The 16,079-nt window shown below is 59.4% G+C and carries 17 protein-coding genes; 16 read left to right on the top strand and 1 reads right to left on the bottom strand.

Features of this window, described 5'->3' with window-relative positions; genetic code table 11:
* Positions 1–66: 66 nt before the first annotated feature.
* From MPC4_RS05575 to MPC4_RS05530, 10 genes are all read left to right on the top strand, one after another.
* Complete coding sequence (locus MPC4_RS05575; protein ID WP_174511651.1) at positions 67–894, top strand: hypothetical protein; 828 nt, start codon at positions 67–69, stop codon at positions 892–894.
* Positions 891–1,337: a phage virion morphogenesis protein gene (locus tag MPC4_RS05570; RefSeq protein ID WP_174511650.1), complete on the top strand. Its 447-nt coding sequence runs from the start codon at positions 891–893 to the stop codon at positions 1,335–1,337. Before MPC4_RS05575 ends, MPC4_RS05570 begins: the two co-directional genes overlap by 4 nt.
* A gap of 48 nt (positions 1,338–1,385) precedes the next feature.
* Positions 1,386–1,832, top strand: coding sequence for a hypothetical protein (locus tag MPC4_RS05565; protein ID WP_174511649.1), 447 nt, complete (start codon positions 1,386–1,388; stop codon positions 1,830–1,832).
* A 90-nt stretch (positions 1,833–1,922) separates the two neighbouring features.
* Positions 1,923–2,660, top strand: a complete 738-nt coding sequence (locus MPC4_RS05560; RefSeq protein WP_174511648.1) for a hypothetical protein — start codon at positions 1,923–1,925, stop codon at positions 2,658–2,660.
* A complete protein-coding gene (locus tag MPC4_RS05555; RefSeq protein ID WP_134490938.1) occupies positions 2,660–2,968 on the top strand; it encodes a hypothetical protein in 309 nt (102 codons plus the stop codon). Before MPC4_RS05560 ends, MPC4_RS05555 begins: the two co-directional genes overlap by 1 nt.
* Before the next feature lie 62 nt (positions 2,969–3,030).
* On the top strand, positions 3,031–3,267 hold the full coding sequence (locus MPC4_RS05550; RefSeq protein ID WP_174511647.1) for a hypothetical protein: 237 nt from the start codon (positions 3,031–3,033) through the stop codon (positions 3,265–3,267).
* Positions 3,268–3,395: 128 nt separating this feature from the next.
* A complete protein-coding gene (locus tag MPC4_RS05545; RefSeq protein ID WP_174511646.1) occupies positions 3,396–4,655 on the top strand; it encodes a hypothetical protein in 1,260 nt (419 codons plus the stop codon).
* Positions 4,656–4,672: 17 nt separating this feature from the next.
* Entirely contained in the window at positions 4,673–6,937 is a 2,265-nt protein-coding gene (locus tag MPC4_RS05540; RefSeq protein WP_174511645.1) for a baseplate megatron protein TIM-barrel domain-containing protein, read from the top strand.
* Positions 6,934–7,542, top strand: coding sequence for a DUF2460 domain-containing protein (locus MPC4_RS05535; RefSeq protein ID WP_174511644.1), 609 nt, complete (start codon positions 6,934–6,936; stop codon positions 7,540–7,542). The genes MPC4_RS05540 and MPC4_RS05535 overlap by 4 nt, the downstream gene beginning before the upstream one ends.
* 17 nt (positions 7,543–7,559) lie before the next feature.
* Positions 7,560–8,405, top strand: a complete 846-nt coding sequence (locus MPC4_RS05530) for a DUF2163 domain-containing protein (RefSeq protein ID WP_244628863.1) — start codon at positions 7,560–7,562, stop codon at positions 8,403–8,405.
* Positions 8,406–8,479: 74 nt separating this feature from the next.
* On the opposite strand, the gene MPC4_RS05525 is transcribed toward MPC4_RS05530, so the two are convergent.
* Positions 8,480–8,752, bottom strand: a complete 273-nt coding sequence (locus MPC4_RS05525; RefSeq protein ID WP_174511642.1) for a hypothetical protein — start codon at positions 8,750–8,752, stop codon at positions 8,480–8,482.
* Positions 8,753–8,862: 110 nt separating this feature from the next.
* Here MPC4_RS05525 and MPC4_RS21120 point away from each other — a divergent pair, with 110 nt between their 5' ends.
* From MPC4_RS21120 to MPC4_RS05495, 6 genes are all read left to right on the top strand, one after another.
* A complete protein-coding gene (locus tag MPC4_RS21120) occupies positions 8,863–11,460 on the top strand; it encodes a phage tail protein (RefSeq protein WP_244628862.1) in 2,598 nt (865 codons plus the stop codon).
* The gene (locus MPC4_RS05515; protein WP_174511641.1) at positions 11,457–12,380 is read left to right on the top strand and encodes a hyaluronate lyase N-terminal domain-containing protein; all 924 of its coding nucleotides are present in this window, start codon (positions 11,457–11,459) and stop codon (positions 12,378–12,380) included. Before MPC4_RS21120 ends, MPC4_RS05515 begins: the two co-directional genes overlap by 4 nt.
* A 71-nt stretch (positions 12,381–12,451) precedes the next feature.
* On the top strand, positions 12,452–12,925 hold the full coding sequence (locus MPC4_RS05510) for a hypothetical protein (RefSeq protein WP_174511640.1): 474 nt from the start codon (positions 12,452–12,454) through the stop codon (positions 12,923–12,925).
* A gap of 14 nt (positions 12,926–12,939) precedes the next feature.
* Positions 12,940–13,944: a hypothetical protein gene (locus MPC4_RS05505; RefSeq protein WP_174511639.1), complete on the top strand. Its 1,005-nt coding sequence runs from the start codon at positions 12,940–12,942 to the stop codon at positions 13,942–13,944.
* A 4-nt stretch (positions 13,945–13,948) separates the two neighbouring features.
* Entirely contained in the window at positions 13,949–15,214 is a 1,266-nt protein-coding gene (locus MPC4_RS05500; protein WP_174511638.1) for an SGNH/GDSL hydrolase family protein, read from the top strand.
* Positions 15,215–15,295: 81 nt separating this feature from the next.
* A complete protein-coding gene (locus tag MPC4_RS05495; RefSeq protein ID WP_174511637.1) occupies positions 15,296–16,072 on the top strand; it encodes a glycosyl hydrolase 108 family protein in 777 nt (258 codons plus the stop codon).
* The last annotated feature ends 7 nt before the right edge of the window (positions 16,073–16,079 follow it).

Genomic DNA, 16,079 nt, shown 5'->3' with positions numbered 1-16,079 from the left:
TCCGCGGAACAAGGCCGACGAACCCCGATCGAGTTCTTGGCCGCGTCACTTTGAGGACCCCAGCTTATGGCCTCTGCCTATGATCTCACCAACCTGTCCAATCTCAAAACCTGGCTAGATATAGCGGGAAGCGAGGACGATCTTCTCCTGTCGCAACTCATTACGCAGATCAGCCGGGCGATCCTCAACATACTCGATCGGCCCTGCATTCTGCCTGGGAACTATTTGGAGACATATGACGGCGGCAACGAATGTTCGATCATCCTGCGGCAGTGGCCGGTCAACTCTGTTTCGCTTTGCGGCGTCAACGGCGTTCCGATCCCACCGGCGCCGCCCATTGATGCTGGAGCCGCCTTCCAGGCCGGATTTGTCCTTGACGGCGCGGACTCCGAGCCACCGGGGCGGATGCAGCGGTTATCGCTGCGGGGTCGCCGATTCACGGCTGGCGTGCAAAATGTCCAGGTCTCCTATCTGGCGGGCTATCAAATCACGGGAGAGGCGGCAATGGCGCCGCAGGCGCCGCCCTACGCCATCTCCGTGCTCGCGCCCTACGGAGACTGGGCCAGCGACGGCGGCGTCGCTTATGCGAATGGCGTTGCATTGTCGCCCGTCGCTGGGAACCCCGTCGCTGGGCAATATGTTGTTCAAAATGGCGTGTACACATTCGCGCCGTCCGACGCGGGCGCTGCACTGAACATCACATACGGCTATGTGCCAGCCGACCTTGCGGTCTGCTGCATGGATTGGGCGGCCGAGCGCTACGCTTATCGCTCGCGCATCGGGCAGCAATCGAAATCGCTTGGAGGTCAGGAAACGATGGCGTTCATCGTAAAGGACGTTCCAGACTTCGTCGCGGCGGCATTGCAGCCATACCGCCGATTGGTGACGCCATGATCGAGGTCACGCTCGACATCGGGGCCGTGCAGGATGCGCTCGTTCAAGCGGCGGATGCGCTCCGTAATGTCCTCGAATCCCGGATTCAACAGAAGCTGTCGGGTGGAGTCCTGCGCACAAGATCAGGCGCGCTCGCCGCTTCAATTCAATCTTCGGTCGAAGATGACGGCTCCGCCGTGGCGATAGTCGGATCCAGCAGCGGGGTTCCCTATGCCGCGATCCAGGAATTCGGCGGCAAGACCGCGGCGCACGACATCGTCGCAGTTAAGGCGAAAGCGTTGGCCTTCGGCGCCGGCGGTGGGCAGAGTTTCGCCAAGAGGGTTCATCATCCAGGTTCGACTATCCCGTCACGGTCCTACATCGGCAGCTCCTTTGCGGAAATGAGCGATGAGATCGCCGCTGGCCTGAAACAGGCGGCGCTCGAGGCGTTGGGACAGGGCTGAGGCTGACGGCGTTGCTGACGTCAGCGCAATAGCGGGAAAGGAAAAGGCATGACGGCGGCAAGGCGTGAAATCGCCATCGAAGCGCTGAAAAGCCTCGTCTCGGGCGCCTACCCGTGGAAGATGGGGCCAGCGCGGCGTCTAAAGCTCTGGAGCGACGTGCCGGCGACGAGCCGGCCAGCGTGCTTCATGTTCGAGGGCGGACAGGAAACATATTTCTGGAATGAAGGCGCAACGCCGAAGCGGGCGATCGATCTTAAACTTTTCGTCTACCTCAACGCCAAAGACCCCGCGGTCATTGGCGCCACGCTTATCAATGACGTTATGGACGCGCTGGATGACGCATTCGCGCTTTCGGGAGCGGATCTGGCCATGGGCCGCAACACATTGGGGGGCGCTGTTCATCATTGCCGCATCGACGGCAAGACATTGAAGGATCCGGGCGATCTTGACGGCGACGCGCTGCTGATCGTTCCCGTGAAGCTGATACTTCCATAAGCGTTCCGAAAGTCGCGGTCGCGATGGCCGCCATCCTGTGGAGTGGCGGCGGCGACGGCATTAGCATTGGTCGAACAAAAGAGGTCATCCATGTATAGCTTCGGCTCGGGCGTTCTGCTCGGAACCCGCACGGATATTGCGAACGCGACGCCAGTCAATTTCGGTCTGGTGCAGGAAGTCACCATCGAGGAAACCGCGAGTATCAAGGAACTGACCGGGCAGTATCAGCGCCCGGTCGCTATTGCGCGCGGCACGATCAAGACAACGGGAAAGGCAAAGGTGGCGCGCATTTCCGGATTGGCCTTGGCCAATCTCTTTTATGGCGTCGCGCCCTCTGCTGGGCAAGTCGCGACATCCTTTGCCGAAGCGGCGTCGGTTCCGGCGGCGGCGCCCTACGCGGTCACCGTCGCAAATGCGACGAATTTCGTGGACGACCAGGGCGTTCTCTATGCCGCGACGGGCCTGCCGCTGACCAAAGTCGCCTCGGCTCCATCTCCCGGGCAATATTCCATCTCCTCTGGCGTCGTGACATTCAACGCGGCCGACGCAGGCACGGCAGTGCTGATAAGCTATACATATACCGCTAACAATTCGGGGCAGAAGTTCACGGTGAGCAATCAGTTGCTGGGCACGACGCCAACCTTCCAGGCGGTGTTCTACACAACGTTCCAGGGCCAGGCCCTTTCGCTGAAACTCAATAATTGCACTTCGAGCAAGCTGAGCTTCCAGACCAAGCTGGAAGATTTCGTCATGCCGGAATTTGACTTTTCCTGCTTTGCCGACCCGGCCGGCAATGTGATGACCTGGTCCTTCGCGGAGGCTTCCTGATGCGCATGCGCACCGAGATGATAAGGCTTGGCGAGCGTGAATGGCCGATCAGGCCCCTGACGCTGCGCCAGGTACAGGAAATCGAACCAGTTCTCATGGCGAATGCATCAGAAGCGAAAGGCAATGTCGCCGCCGCGATGGCGATCGTGGCGATCGCGTTGCGGCGCGATCATGCCGAGGCGGCGGCGTCGCTTGGAGACGTCGAGGCGACGTCCCCCGAAATTGCCGCCGCGATGGCGGCCATCCTGCGTCTCGGCGGATTTCTTCCTTCGTCGGCAGAAGGAGACGCCGGCGCGGGGGAAGCCTGAGCGGGCGCGGCGGATGCGATGCCGCCGCCCGCATAGACTTCGACCACATCTACGCCCGGCTCATGACCGCCTGCGGCTATACTCCGGCCGAGATCGACGAGATGACGCTGTACGATATCCTAGCGCTTTTTTCCTACTGGCGTGACTATCCGCCGGCGCATGAGATCCTGAAATGCGTTCATCGCATCGAACGCAAGCCTCAGGTTGTTTCATCGAAGAGCGCCGCCGACCCGAGCGGAATCGGCGGCTTGATCGCACGATATCCGGATGGGTTCGTGCGCGCGGCGGAAGGCGGGTGAATTCCCGAACCTCGTCCAGCAATCACCGTCGCGTCCCGCGAAGCATTGCGCGCGATCTGGCCGACGTTACAAAATCGCCTCGTTCGTTCAGTCACGATTGCGAGCAAATCATGTAAGGATCTTTGCGCATGACTGATGATGTCTCCATCCGATTTACCGCTGACGTCGGAGATTTGCAAAAAGGCTTGCGGCAGGCGTCGACCGCTGTAGACTCGACCACGGGGGCGCTCCGCAGCGGCGCGACGCAAATAAACGCTTCTTTCGCCACCCTGTCGCAAGCCTATGCGGCCAATGCCGCGCAGACAATTACATCGGCGCAGGCCGCCAGCGACACTCAGCTTGCAATTGCGCGCCAGACGGAGCAGGGGCGCTATAATATCGCCCTCAACGGCGTTGCGCTGCAATCCTCGCTGATCAAGCAGCAGGCGCAAACAGGGCAGATCTCGCGGCAGGAAGAGCTTGCGAGCCTGTTAGCGTCGGAAAAGCAACGCGAAAACATCGAGGCGCAGCATCTTCAGGTTCTTCAAGGCGACTATCAACAAGGAACGCTCGCCTATGCGACGGTCCAGCGCCAAATCGAGGAACTTGCGAGCCAGTCGGCACTAAAGCGGCAGCAGATCGAAAGCCAGGTCAACCAGCAGATTTACGCTGATTACAAGCGCACCTTCGAGCAGATCGGATCAAGCGTAACAAATTCCATGATGGGCCTGGTTCAAGGGCAGCGGACGCTCGGACAGGCCGCTCAAGGCGTCGCTTTGTCGATCGTCCAATCTTTCATTGCGGCGCGCGTGAGATTCGTAGCTGACTGGCTCGCCGGCCTAGCGATAAATACGGCTGCGACAACGGCCGCGCAGACCGCGCAGACGAGCGCCGTCGCCGCTGGCGCCTCTGCGCGGGCGGGATTTGAAAGCACCGCGGCGGCGGCCTCCAACGCGAGCATCGTCTCGAATGTGCTGAAAAGCATTACCGCGTCCGCGGGCGAGGCCTTTGCCGGGATCTTCGGCTTCCTTGCGCCGGTGATGGGTCCGGCGGCCGCCGGACCCGCCGCGGCCGGCGAGGCCACGGTTCTGAGCGTTGCAACAGGGCTCGCCTCTTTCGCAGTCGGCGCATGGAGCCTGCCAAGCGATATGATCGCACAGGTGCATCAGGGCGAAATGATTGTTCCGGCAGGACCAGCGGGCGCCTTGCGAAATGCGTTGTCCAGCGGAGCGGGCGGCGCCGGAACCGTGCACGTTCATCATTCGACGAATTTTAGCGTCCAGGCTATCGACGCCTCGGGCGTGAAACAATTTTTCAAAAACAACGGGAGACAAATCTTGCGCACGATCAATGATGGCGTGCGCACCGGTTCGCACCTCGGACTCAGCAAAATCGGCGGCGCGGTCTGACACATGGGCTATATCACATGGGCTATATCAAAGGAGTCAATCTGCTCCCCGCCACGGGGGAGTGGACCTATGACACTACGCCATATCTCGGCAGGCGCGTGACCGAATTGGCATTAACCCCGATTAACACCTACTTTGCCCCCGGCGGACAAAGGACAGATCTGGATTACTCTATCGATCAATTGCAGGCCGAATTTCCGGACTGCGAAACGGTCGCGCTCGTCGTCGCGTGGTTCGGCGATTCGGTCGACGCATCGAGCTGCAGGATCTATCCGTCCACAACCTACATTGGCGGCGTGTTCGAGAAGTGGGACGGCGCCGGGTGGGCGCCAGATGTCTGGCGCTGCTCCGGGCTGACGCAGACTTCGCCGGAGCTTATCCCGATTTCCTCGAATGGCGCTTCATTCAATTATGGCGGCACTCCCTCCGACCAATCTATCGTGCGCTGTATCCGCGATCTGAAGGCGCGGGGATTGCGCGTGGTTTTCTACCCTTTCCTGTTAATGGATGCGCCAGGATTTCCCTGGCGCGGGCGCATTGCCTATCAATCCGATGATGTCTCATCTGGCGCCTCGGCCGCGGCCGCAAGCTTTCTTGGCGCCGCGACGGCGGCACAATTCGCGCGCGATACGGCCAATCTTACAGTCGCCTACAGCGGCTCGCCGACGGACTATTCATTCAGACGGATGATTTTGCACTATGCGAACCTCTGCGTTGTAGGGGGAGGCGTCGATCTCTTCCTGCTCGGATCCGAGCTTCGCGGACTTGAGACAATTCGTGGGCCGGCCTGGACCAAGGCTGGAACTCGTGACGCGTCGGGCGCCGCGGTCTGGGATTATCCTTTTGTCTCGGGTCTCATGACTTTGTGCGACGACGTCCGCTCCGTGTTCGACCAGGCGGGTCTGACCAAAGACGAGACCGGCTTGCATAATCTCATTTCCTACGCGGCCGATTGGTCCGCGTGGATGGGCTATCAGCATCCAGCCGCCGACGGACAATGGCCACATCTCGATCAATTGTGGGCTCACGAGAATATCGATCTCGTCTGTTTTGACAACTATCTTCCTCTGAGCGATTGGACCACCGGTGGTGGCGGGATAGACGCCAGAAATTGGGCATCGCCGCGGCCATCAAGCTGGCCGCCTCCTGACGTCTCCAGCGTTGGCCTTGGTCTCACCGGACCGCCGACGCTCACGAGTAAAGCCTATCTGAAAGCGAATATCGAAGGCGGAGAGAAATTCAATTGGTTTTATGGGGACAGCACAAATCTGGGGCGGGGACTCGATCCCAACGGCACGGACCTCCGGGTCTCACTTCCACGTGGCGACCGACTCGCACAGGACCGCCAACCCTATTACGCAAACCAGGAACTACTTGCGAACAAGAAATTGCGCTGGTGGTGGAATAATTCGCACCGGGCGATCTACGATGACGGCGACGGAAATGGCTTCGCGGAACACGGACCGAGCACGGCATGGACCGCACAATCGAAGCCAATTACCTTCACCGAATACGGCTTCCCGACCTGCGATCGGGCAACCAATCAGCCGAATGTGTTCTTTGACGCAAAGTCCAGCGAGAGCGCGACGCCGTTCTGGTCAGTCTGGCAACCGGCCGAGGTCGGCAGATATGCCCCAGCGGAAGACGCAAATCTCACACTGTTGGCGTTGCAGGCGATCTATGAATATTGGGTAGACGACGGGCAGAACGAGACATCCGCCGCCGGCGTAAAGATGATCGAGCCGACCTTCATGTCAGCGTGGAACTGGGATGCGCGCCCTTTTCCTGCATTTCCTGCGCGTAGCGATGTCTGGGGAGATGCGGCCAACTGGCCCTCCGGCAATTGGCTGAGTGGCAAGGGGCCTTTCATACCCCCGCCGGTTCTGGATCTAGCGCCAACGCCGGCGAGTCCGCCGAGCTTTCCGACATTGAACGGGCAGAGCTGGTCTGTCCATTACAAGCCGTCTTTTGCGACGGTCGCGACCGAACGCGCATCCGGTCGCGCCAGCAGGATGGCGAGAATGGCGACGGCCGTTTGGGAAATCGAACTCTCATTCGACGCCTTGCGCATGGATGACGTTCATCATGAATTGGAAGTATTGGCCGGGTTCTATGAATCAGCCCGCGGGCAGACAACGCCCTTTGCGTTTCCTGTTTCACCCGCGCTCGGCCTTGGTCCGACTGTTCTTTGTCGCTTTGCAGACGACCAAGCAGATCTGGAGGCGTTCATGAACCAAATCTGGCAGGCTAAAACTGTGGTTCTGAGGACTGTAAAGATATGACGCCGCCCGCCTTTCCCACGTTGCCTGGACAAGCATGGTCTGTCCACAAGCGACCAACATTCTCGACCCGAATCGTCAGCAACTCTTCTGGCAGGGAAGCGCGAACGCCACTCTATGCTTATCCGCTATATGAATTCGAATTGACCTTTGAAGGCCTCGCCTCGACTTCGGCGCTTCCCGGGCTCGGCGCGAACTCCCTCCAAAGTTTGCTAGGGCTCTATTTGCAATGCCAGGGTCAGTTCGGCACCTTCCTCTACACGGATCCGGGTGACAGCGCTATGGTTGGACAGGCCATTGCCGTTGGCGATGGAGTTACGACGGCTTTTCCATTCGTCCGAACATTGGGGGGCTTTACGGAGCCTGTCGGGTGGGTGCTTTCCGTTCAGAACGTCTACCTGGACGGCGCGCGCCAAACAGGTGGGTGGACCTTATCAACGCCCAATAATCTGACTTTCGTGGCGCCTCCAGCGGGTAATGTGCTTATCTCGGCGGATTTCATCTTCGCCTTTGAATGCAGATTTCTCGATGATCAGAATGATTTTGAGAATTATATGGCCGGGCTCTGGCAAGTTCAGTCGTTGAAATTCAGATCGGTGAAGCCATGAGAGCTACGTCACAGGCCTTGATAGCCTTTCTCGATGGCCTGCGCTCACAACGTGACTCGCTAGCCCTCGTCGCTGATTGCTATACCTTCATTTTGCAGACAGGTCTGATTCTCACCTATACGAGCGCGGACGTTCCTATCGCGCTCAATGGCGCAATCTTCGCAGCGAACTCAGTGTTGGTCGATGGACTGACTTTCAAATGCGAAGTGGGCCTCCAGGTGGATCAGCAGCAGATCACGCTGGCGGCGCAGCCGACCGACACCATCGGCGGTATTCCGTTCCTGCAGGCCATTCGAAATGGAATCCTCGATGGCGCCGAAGTTCAGCGTGAACGCGCCTTTCTGACTTCGTGGACGGAGGCGCCGGTCGGAAGCGTTGTTCTGTTCAAAGGCCGCGTGGGAACCGTCGACAGTGTCGGGCGCACAAGTGCGAAGATCACTGTGAACTCTGATCTTGTCTTGCTGGATGTAAACATGCCGCGAAATCTCTATGCGCCGAACTGCCAGCACGTCCTCTATGACTCCGGGTGTGGGTTGATAAAAAATGCGCACGGCGCGAAGGCAACGGCTGGCGGTGGATCGACGCGATTGAAGATTCTCTGGTCAGGTTCTAGCAGCGTTTACGCTCAGGGAACACTTACCTTCTCATCGGGCGTGAATACGGGCGCGACTGCGAATGTAAAATCAGCGGATGCGGCAACGCTCTATCTAAGCGCGCCGCTGCTCAATGTTCCAGCGGCTGGAGACGCATTCACGGTCTACCAAGGGTGTGATCATACTCAGGCGACCTGCCAAGCCAAGTTTGGCAACGTTGCGAATTTTCGAGGGTTTCCCTACGTCCCGCCACCTACTTATGCGTTGTAGACATGAATACTGACGATTGCCAACGCGCCCGGATCGTAGCGGAGGCGCGCAGATGGATTGGCACGCCCTATCATTCATGTGCTGACATTCTGGGAGCCGGCGTCGACTGCGGTATGCTGCTCGTCCGGGTGTATGTTGATCTCGGGCTCGTGCCGCCCTTCGATCCGCGTCCCTATCCGGAAGATTGGCATTTGCATCGGAGCGCTGAGCGCTATCTTGGGTTCATAGTAAAGACGTGCAAAGAGATAGCGGCGCCGCGGTCGGGCGACATCGTCGTCTTTAAATATGGCCGATGCTTTAGTCATGGAGCCATTGTGACGGAAGAAAATCCGATCACGATTGTTCATGCGTTCCAGCCATACGGCGTCGTTTTCGAAGAAGAGGTGAGGCGGAACGCTCAGCTGGTCGAGCCGAAGAGGCCAAGACGGTATTTTAGTCTCTGGAAAGGAGAATAATTGTGAGCTTCCTGCGCCAGAGGAAAACTACATCGCAAATCCCGCTCTATACGGGCCTTCAAATCCAGACGTCCAGCTCGGCTGTTCCGATCCAAATTGTTTACGGCGCTAACAAGATTGCGCCGAACGTCATATGGACAGGAGGGTTCAGCTATACAACGGAGAAGACGAAGGCGGGGAAAGGTGGCGGATCCATTAGCGGCTATGACTACAGATGCGGCTTCGCCCTCGGCTTGTGTGAAGGCCCAATCAATGCCGTTGGTGGTGTGTGGAGCGGCCAGTCCATTACATATCTGTGGAATCTCGGATTAGGGCTCTTCTACGGCTCGATGCCCCAGACCCCTTGGGGATATTTGACGGCTTCTTTTCCGGGACAAGATCTGGCGTATGGCGGACTTGCCTATGTCGCCACGGCGTCGTTTGATCTTGGGTCTAGCCCCAGCTTGCCTTCGCTTTCCTTCGACGTGCATGGATTACTCGTAGGGACAGGGCTCATTAACTCGTGGGACGCGAATCCGGCGCTCGTGATCCAGGATCTTCTAACTAATCCACAATATGGCGTCGGCTTTCCAGCAGCTAGCATCGACTCGACAACTCTGCTGGGTGGTTCGGGAGGCTCGTCATACCAGGCCTACTGTACTGCGGCGCACCTTGCCCTTTCCCCTGTGCTCGCCAACCAGGAAGCGGCAAGCAGCATCCTCAGCCGGTGGCTTCAATTGACCAATACCGCCGCTGTGTGGTCCGGCGGCAAGTTGAAATTCATCACCTATGGTGACGCTCCCTTAACGCAGAGCGGCGTTTCCTTCATTCCGAACGTCACGCCGATCTACGATCTGGCGGATGATGACTTTGTCATCAGCGACGACGCCGACCCTGTTGAGGTCGTAAGAAGCGATCCTTTTACGGCAAAGAATTGGGTGACCCTTGAAATCCTCGACCGGAACAATTGGTATGACGCGACGCCCGTTCAAGTGTGGGATCAGAACGCAATAGAGCTGTATGGACTCCACATGGACTCCTCAATCACGGCGCATGAGATTTGCGATCCATCGATTGGTCGAATATCGGCGCAGCTACTTCTTCAGCGCAGTCTGTACGTTAGAAACACCTACCAATTCAAATTGGGATTCGAGTATTGTTTGCTCGAACCAATGGACCTCGTCACGATTAGCGACGTAGGCCTGGGAATGAATAAATTTCCTGTACGCATTGTATCCATTGAAGAGGATGGGTCTGGGATTCTCAGCATTACGGCTGAGGATTTCACAGGAGGAGCCGCAACCGCGGCGGCCTATCCCGTGCAGGCGGGGTCGAATACGGCCTTGGATCATGGCGTATCTCCCTCGCCAGTCAATCAGGTCATCATATTCGAACCGCCGCCGGATCTGACGAACGGCGTTGCGGAGGTGTGGATCGCCATCTCCGGTGGCCTCGCGCCGATATATAAGCTGGCTGAGGACGGAACGACGGGGAATCATGAAGCGAGGTGGAATGGACCAGTTGGCGCTATAGGCGATATAGCTACCATCACCATTTTGATTCAGGCTGCGGAACGCAGTGCCGTCAGCTTGCGTGCAAATGATGGCGTCGCGATCAGCCAATGTGATTTTGATCTGACCGGAATGACCGCCACGCAAAGCACGGTGGGCGCATTCTCAGCGGTCTCTATTGTTGAAGGGGCTCGTGGATTTAAAGTGATCTCGGCGTCGGTTCCACTCAAAGCCGCTTCCACCGTGCCGTCTTTTTCACTGTGTCTCGCGAACCCCATCGGGACGATTTCGTATGCTGGCGCGCCCGGAAGCGGCCTTTATGTCTGGGATGTAGAGCTCGCCACCGGACTCGAACGCTTGTCGGCATCAGCTAACGCGCCCGAGCTAATCGGCGCGACGATCGTGGCGACGACGCTGGCGACGCCCGAGGGGTCCGCGGGAGCGGCGGATCCCTATTGGGGCGGAGCGCTTGTTTATCTTTCGACAGACAATGCCACCTACGCGCAGATCGGCAAGATCAGCGGACCTTCGCGCCAGGGCGTATTAACGGCTTCGGCGCCCGCACCAACTGGAAGCAATCCGGATGTCGCAAACGCGATTTCGGTGGACCTTGCAGGGAGCGGCGGCGCTCTTGCGTCGGGCACGGCCGCTGACGCTCGGAACGGAGTAACAATCTGCATTGTTGATCATGAGCTGTTCTCTTACAAAACGGCGACCCTCACAGGAGCCAACACCTACGCGCTGACCTATTTGGAGCGCGGACTTTATGGCTCTGTCGCGTCATCCCACAATGTGAACGCGCCTTTCGCTCGCCTCGATGACTCGATTTTCAAGTATCCTCTGCCAGCCGCCTTCGTTGGGATGCCGGTCTATTTGAAATTCCCGAGCTTTAATATCTTCGGGGCGTCCGTGCAAGATTTGTCGACCTGCGCGGTATACACGTACACTCCAGTTGGGTCAGGTATAAGCGGACCGGTGGCTCAGGCGCTTGGGGTTGGGGCGGCCCTTGATTATGGATCGGCGGCCTCCGGCGTCAATGAATCTGATGATTTCGGCGTAGCCTCTGATCCTTATGTGGTCACTATCGATTTGGGATTGGCATCAGCATGAGCGTTCAAGTCAAAAGGCGCCGCGAAGCGGCTTCCTTCCTTTCCACATATGTCGGTGCGGTGGGGGAATTGCTCGTCGACACAACCGCATGGCGAGTACAAGTTCATGATGGCGCCACCGCAGGGGGGCATCCGGTGGCTCTTCTCTCAGAGGTGCCGAGTCTGCAGAATGCGCCAGGGGTTGGCGTAAACACGTCGTTTGACGTAACGAACAAGCTTGCGGTCAAATCCTCGGCGGTCCTTTTTGACAACATTGGCCATGGTGTACAGTTCAAGGTCAACAAGAGCGCAGGTACGGACACCGCCTCGTTACTCTATCAGACTGGGTATTCGGGGCGCGCTGAGATGGGGCTCTGCGGAGATGACAACTTCCATCTCAAGACGTCGGCCGATGGGTCTACTTGGATCGATGGCATTGTGCAAAGGACACTGTCTATTCAAAATAGTGGCGACGTCAACGATTCCTCTTCTGGAGCCGGGCTGGACCATGATTATTCACTAGCATTTTCGATTCCGCCTAACTTCCTGAGAGCGGGGAGAACCATTCGCGTCTCGGCACACTATCGGGTGACGGTGGGATCGGCGCCGCCTCTTCTAACCCATAAGATCAAATTGGGCTCCGTGATTGTCGGCCAGACTGGCGGATATACGCCAAATCCCGGAGAGACGAACGTGCAGGCGGCGGTGTCCTGGCTTATCCAGGCTATCGCAGATCCTTCTGGCGCATCCGGCATCGAATGTGCGCTATCGTCAATCCCAAGCGGTGTTGGCAGTGCGACCAACACAAGTGTGACGCCAATGCCTGTCCTTGTTCCGACAAATGGCGCGCTTGCTCTCGAAATCTCGACGCTGTGGGCTTCTGCGGGAACTGGAGTGAACCAGATCAAATTAAGCCAGCTTATTATCGAAGCGTTGAATTGATAATTGCAAGATCCGCCTCAAGGCCCGCCGTGATGGCGGCCTTTGTGTTTTCGTCGTCGGGGTCAAATCGCATGATGACACAATTCCTGATGCCTCCGGAGGACGGACGCCGTAACGCTGTGATCGTCAACGGCCGCCTCTATGAGAGCATGCCTGGCGTCGCGATCGTCGTGCCGACTTTCGACGTTCCGACGCTCGAAGCAAACGGATGGACTGATGGCGCAGGAGCGCTCTCGCCGGCGACAACTTCGGCCTATGCATCTGGCGTCGTCAGCGGCGTCGTGCAAACTCCGAAAGGCTCTTCCGCAGGCGTCGGAGTGCGGCTTTACATTGATGGCGCGGCGACGCCGGCCGGCGTGACGATCGCCGATGCAACAGGCGCCTGGTCAATTCCGACGGGAACGCTTACGCCGGGGCCGCACCGCTTCAGCGTCGAAATCGATGAGAGTGCCGGATCGTTTACGGTTACCGCGCCTGCCGGCGTGGTCAATCTGGATTTCAGCAATCCTCTGAATAGTGGATTGATCGCTGCGCTCGCAGCCTAATGTGGAGCTGATCAATGGCTTTACCGACACTAGACGTCACTCCTGGATCTGGCGCAACGATCAACACGTTGCCGAATGCCCCCGCTGTGACTGCAAGCAGTATTTCGGTCGCATTGGCGACGGATCAATCCGCCATTGCAGTCACAGCATCGGCGCTGCCGCTTCCAACAGGCGCGGCCACCGCCGCTAATCAGACCGCTGAAATCAGCAGCCTAGCCGCCATCCTCAGCGCGATCCAGTCTGGGGATGCGGCAATCTCGGTCACCGATCGCTCCGGCTATATCAACGGTGGGGTGGCTTCGGCGACCGTCCAGTCGATCGGAACGCAAGGCTGGGCTCCGGGCGACACGCTTACCCTGCCGATGAGCGCTGGCGTTTCGTCGCCGGCGGTTCTCACTGTGCAGAGCACGCAGCTTGGTGCGGTTCCCACTCTAGTCAATGCGGGATCCGGCGGTACCAACGGCGCCGTAACATTGACGGGCACGACCGGAACCGGCACTAGGTTTACTCTGTCGGGCACGATCGCTGGTGGCGTGCTCATGGCGATCGGCTCCATCAGCGCTGCCGGCAATTACACCGTAAATCCGACGAATTTGGCCTCGGAGCCGGTCACGGGCGGTGGCCTCACGGGCGCGGTGGTCAACCTCAAGATGGCGATCTTGGCTCTCGGGGTCACAACGCCGGGCGTCTATACGGCGCCCGTGACCAATCCCGTGACGCCGACTTCAACATCGGGGTCGGGGGTGGGTGCGACGGTCAATCTTGCGACTTTCACGCCCCTTTCGACTCAGGTCGCGACGTCGAACGCCGGGCGTCAGTATCTCGCCATCCGCAACGAAAGCGCCTCCGCGAATCTAGGCGTATCGCTTTCCGGCGCGGCCGCATTTGGCTCACTCGGCACCGCTACGTTCTACCCAAGCGGCGGGGGGTATGAGTGGGCTGCGAATCGCGTTCCAAGCAACGCTATATCCGTAATTGGGCAGGTCGCATTCCAGCAATTCACCGCCTGGGAGGGCTAAGAAAATGGGCGCTCTTCCAGCGAACGCTGCTTCCGGCGAAACCATTTACGCCAAAATCCGCCGCGTCGCGGGCGTGGCGAAGGACAATCACCCCCATATGATTGACCCGACCACCGGCCTGCCGCAGCTTATGGCGAACCCGCCGACGATCACGGCAGGCGCGTACGCCAATCAGGCGGCGGCGACGACGGCGGGATATTCGAAAATTTATACCGCGTTGGCGAATCCAAATATCTTCTATTCGACGGGGGGATGGCCGGTTTGGTATGCCACAAACTATCTGAGATTGCCGAGTACAACCACATTCCCGACCGGCAATGGCAATGCGGGCTCCAATCCAAATATCTCCGCATCGTCCGGGCGACATACCTTTATCGCGGACTCCGCAAAGTTCCTGGTCGCAACGACCAGCAGCTCGAACTTCCGCCTGATCGTCGACGGCAAATATATGAGCCTCACGCCGACCGTCTCCGGCGCGGCATCGCCGAGCTTTACCCTTGTTGACTTCACGACCGTCGGAGGCCGCCAGCGCCGGCGCATATCAATTGAAGTGGAAAGCAACACCGCATTGTTTGGCGTCGATGTTGCCCCGACGGAGGGCCTCTACGCTGTATCGAGCGTCGACCGCGTCCGCTACATCCAGATGGGCGACAGCATCACTTTCGACACGATGACGGGAACTCCCGCGGTTCCCGGCGACGGCTTCGGGCACGTCATGGCGGACCGCCTCGGCATCAGCGACTACCGGCCGGCGGGCAATGGCGGCACTGGATATGCCGCGAACAACAACGGCGCCGGCCTGCGGATGCAGGAGCATATGTTCGACGCGCTGAACTGGAGCCCGGATATCATCGGCCTCTGCGCCGGGATCAATGACGACTCGGCCTTCGGATGGGCCGCGTCGGAGCCCGGCCTCGCGTCCTGCATAGGACAGGCGAGGGCTTATTCGGCGACCCTTCCGATCCTTGTGTTCGGCGTCATCGGAAGCGCGGGCGGCGCGTTGGCGGCGGCGCATGTTTCCTGGGAGGCGTCGCTTTCGGCCTATCTGTCCTTCCTCAACGATCCGAACATCATCTATGTCCCGATCGTCACCGATCCCGCCGGCCCAACCTTTACCGGGTCCGGCTCGGTCGCCGCGCCCGCCGGGGATGGAAACTCGGACCTCTACTTCGCGGTCTCGGGTAGCCCTCACCCGAATGTCGCGGGCCATCTTCATCTCGGATACCGCATGGCCGATGGGGTGCTGACCGCCATCGCGAACAAGGCGTAACGCAGGGCGCCTCACAAGAGTGACCGCTTCCTCTTCCTTCCGCCGCCCCTTCGGGCGGCTTTTTCATATCCGGAGCTCATCATGGCCATCGGAAAATTCTTGGTCTGCCTGCCGTACACTCTTCGCGAAGAAGGCGGCGAATCGAACGATCCGCGCGATCCCGGCGGCCACACCAATCGGGGGGTGACGCAGGCGCGCTATGATCAGTATCGCGCGGCGAAGCGCCTGCAGCCGAAAAGCGTCTCGCTGATTTCAGAGAGCGAGCTGCAGGATCTCTATCGCACCGGCTATTGGGACGCGATCGGCGCCGAGCAGCTGCGGCCCGGCGAGGATCTATCGGGCTTCGATTATGCCGTGAACTCGGGGCCGGCGAAGGCCAGATCCGCGATCGTCAAGGCGAACGCCGGCGCGCCGCCGCTCGCCAAAGTCATAGGGAACATCGCCACCGCGCGGCTGTCGTTTCTGCACGGGCTCACGACGTGGCAGGCGTTTGGCCGCGGCTGGGGCGCGCGCGTGGCGCGCATCGAAGCGGCAAGCCTCAAGATGGCCGCTCTGCCGATCGCGCCGAACGCCACGGCCGCGAAGGCGCGGCAAAAGGCTAACTCCAAATCGGCCAAATCGGCAACGCCGATCGCAGCGGTCGCCGGCGCCGGGGCGCACGCGACCGGCAGCCATCTGTGGGTCACGATTGCCGTTGTGGCGGCAATCGTCGCCGTCGCGGCTGTTACGGCTTACAACGCCTGGCGGCAGGGCCAGCGCGCGACAATCCTCGCCAACGCCGCCGCGGCCCAGACGGCGGACGCAGCACAAGCCGCCGCGAAGGCCGCGGCGCCGGCGACCGCTCCCGCCAAATCCTGATCCGAAA

It is taken from the genome of Methylocella tundrae (genome assembly GCF_901905185.1).
GTDB lineage: Bacteria > Pseudomonadota > Alphaproteobacteria > Rhizobiales > Beijerinckiaceae > Methylocapsa > Methylocapsa tundrae.
This window is presented reverse-complemented; position numbering and strand designations above follow the sequence as displayed.

Bases quoted from the DNA above. Each gene is read 5' to 3' on its own strand.
- MPC4_RS05505 (WP_174511639.1), top strand. From the start codon at position 12,940: ATGGCTTTACCGACACTAGACGTCACTCCTGGATCTGGCGCAACGATC.
- MPC4_RS05515 (WP_174511641.1), top strand. From the start codon at position 11,457: ATGAGCGTTCAAGTCAAAAGGCGCCGCGAAGCGGCTTCCTTCCTTTCC.
- MPC4_RS05550 (WP_174511647.1), top strand. From the start codon at position 3,031: ATGACCGCCTGCGGCTATACTCCGGCCGAGATCGACGAGATGACGCTG.
- MPC4_RS05535 (WP_174511644.1), top strand. From the start codon at position 6,934: ATGACGCCGCCCGCCTTTCCCACGTTGCCTGGACAAGCATGGTCTGTC.
- MPC4_RS05560 (WP_174511648.1), top strand. From the start codon at position 1,923: ATGTATAGCTTCGGCTCGGGCGTTCTGCTCGGAACCCGCACGGATATT.
- MPC4_RS05525 (WP_174511642.1), bottom strand. From the start codon at position 8,752: ATGAACAATCGTGATCGGATTTTCTTCCGTCACAATGGCTCCATGACT.
- MPC4_RS05545 (WP_174511646.1), top strand. From the start codon at position 3,396: ATGACTGATGATGTCTCCATCCGATTTACCGCTGACGTCGGAGATTTG.
- MPC4_RS05495 (WP_174511637.1), top strand. From the start codon at position 15,296: ATGGCCATCGGAAAATTCTTGGTCTGCCTGCCGTACACTCTTCGCGAA.
- MPC4_RS05500 (WP_174511638.1), top strand. From the start codon at position 13,949: ATGGGCGCTCTTCCAGCGAACGCTGCTTCCGGCGAAACCATTTACGCC.
- MPC4_RS05510 (WP_174511640.1), top strand. From the start codon at position 12,452: ATGATGACACAATTCCTGATGCCTCCGGAGGACGGACGCCGTAACGCT.
- MPC4_RS05565 (WP_174511649.1), top strand. From the start codon at position 1,386: ATGACGGCGGCAAGGCGTGAAATCGCCATCGAAGCGCTGAAAAGCCTC.
- MPC4_RS05575 (WP_174511651.1), top strand. From the start codon at position 67: ATGGCCTCTGCCTATGATCTCACCAACCTGTCCAATCTCAAAACCTGG.
- MPC4_RS05555 (WP_134490938.1), top strand. From the start codon at position 2,660: ATGCGCATGCGCACCGAGATGATAAGGCTTGGCGAGCGTGAATGGCCG.
- MPC4_RS05570 (WP_174511650.1), top strand. From the start codon at position 891: ATGATCGAGGTCACGCTCGACATCGGGGCCGTGCAGGATGCGCTCGTT.
- MPC4_RS05540 (WP_174511645.1), top strand. From the start codon at position 4,673: ATGGGCTATATCAAAGGAGTCAATCTGCTCCCCGCCACGGGGGAGTGG.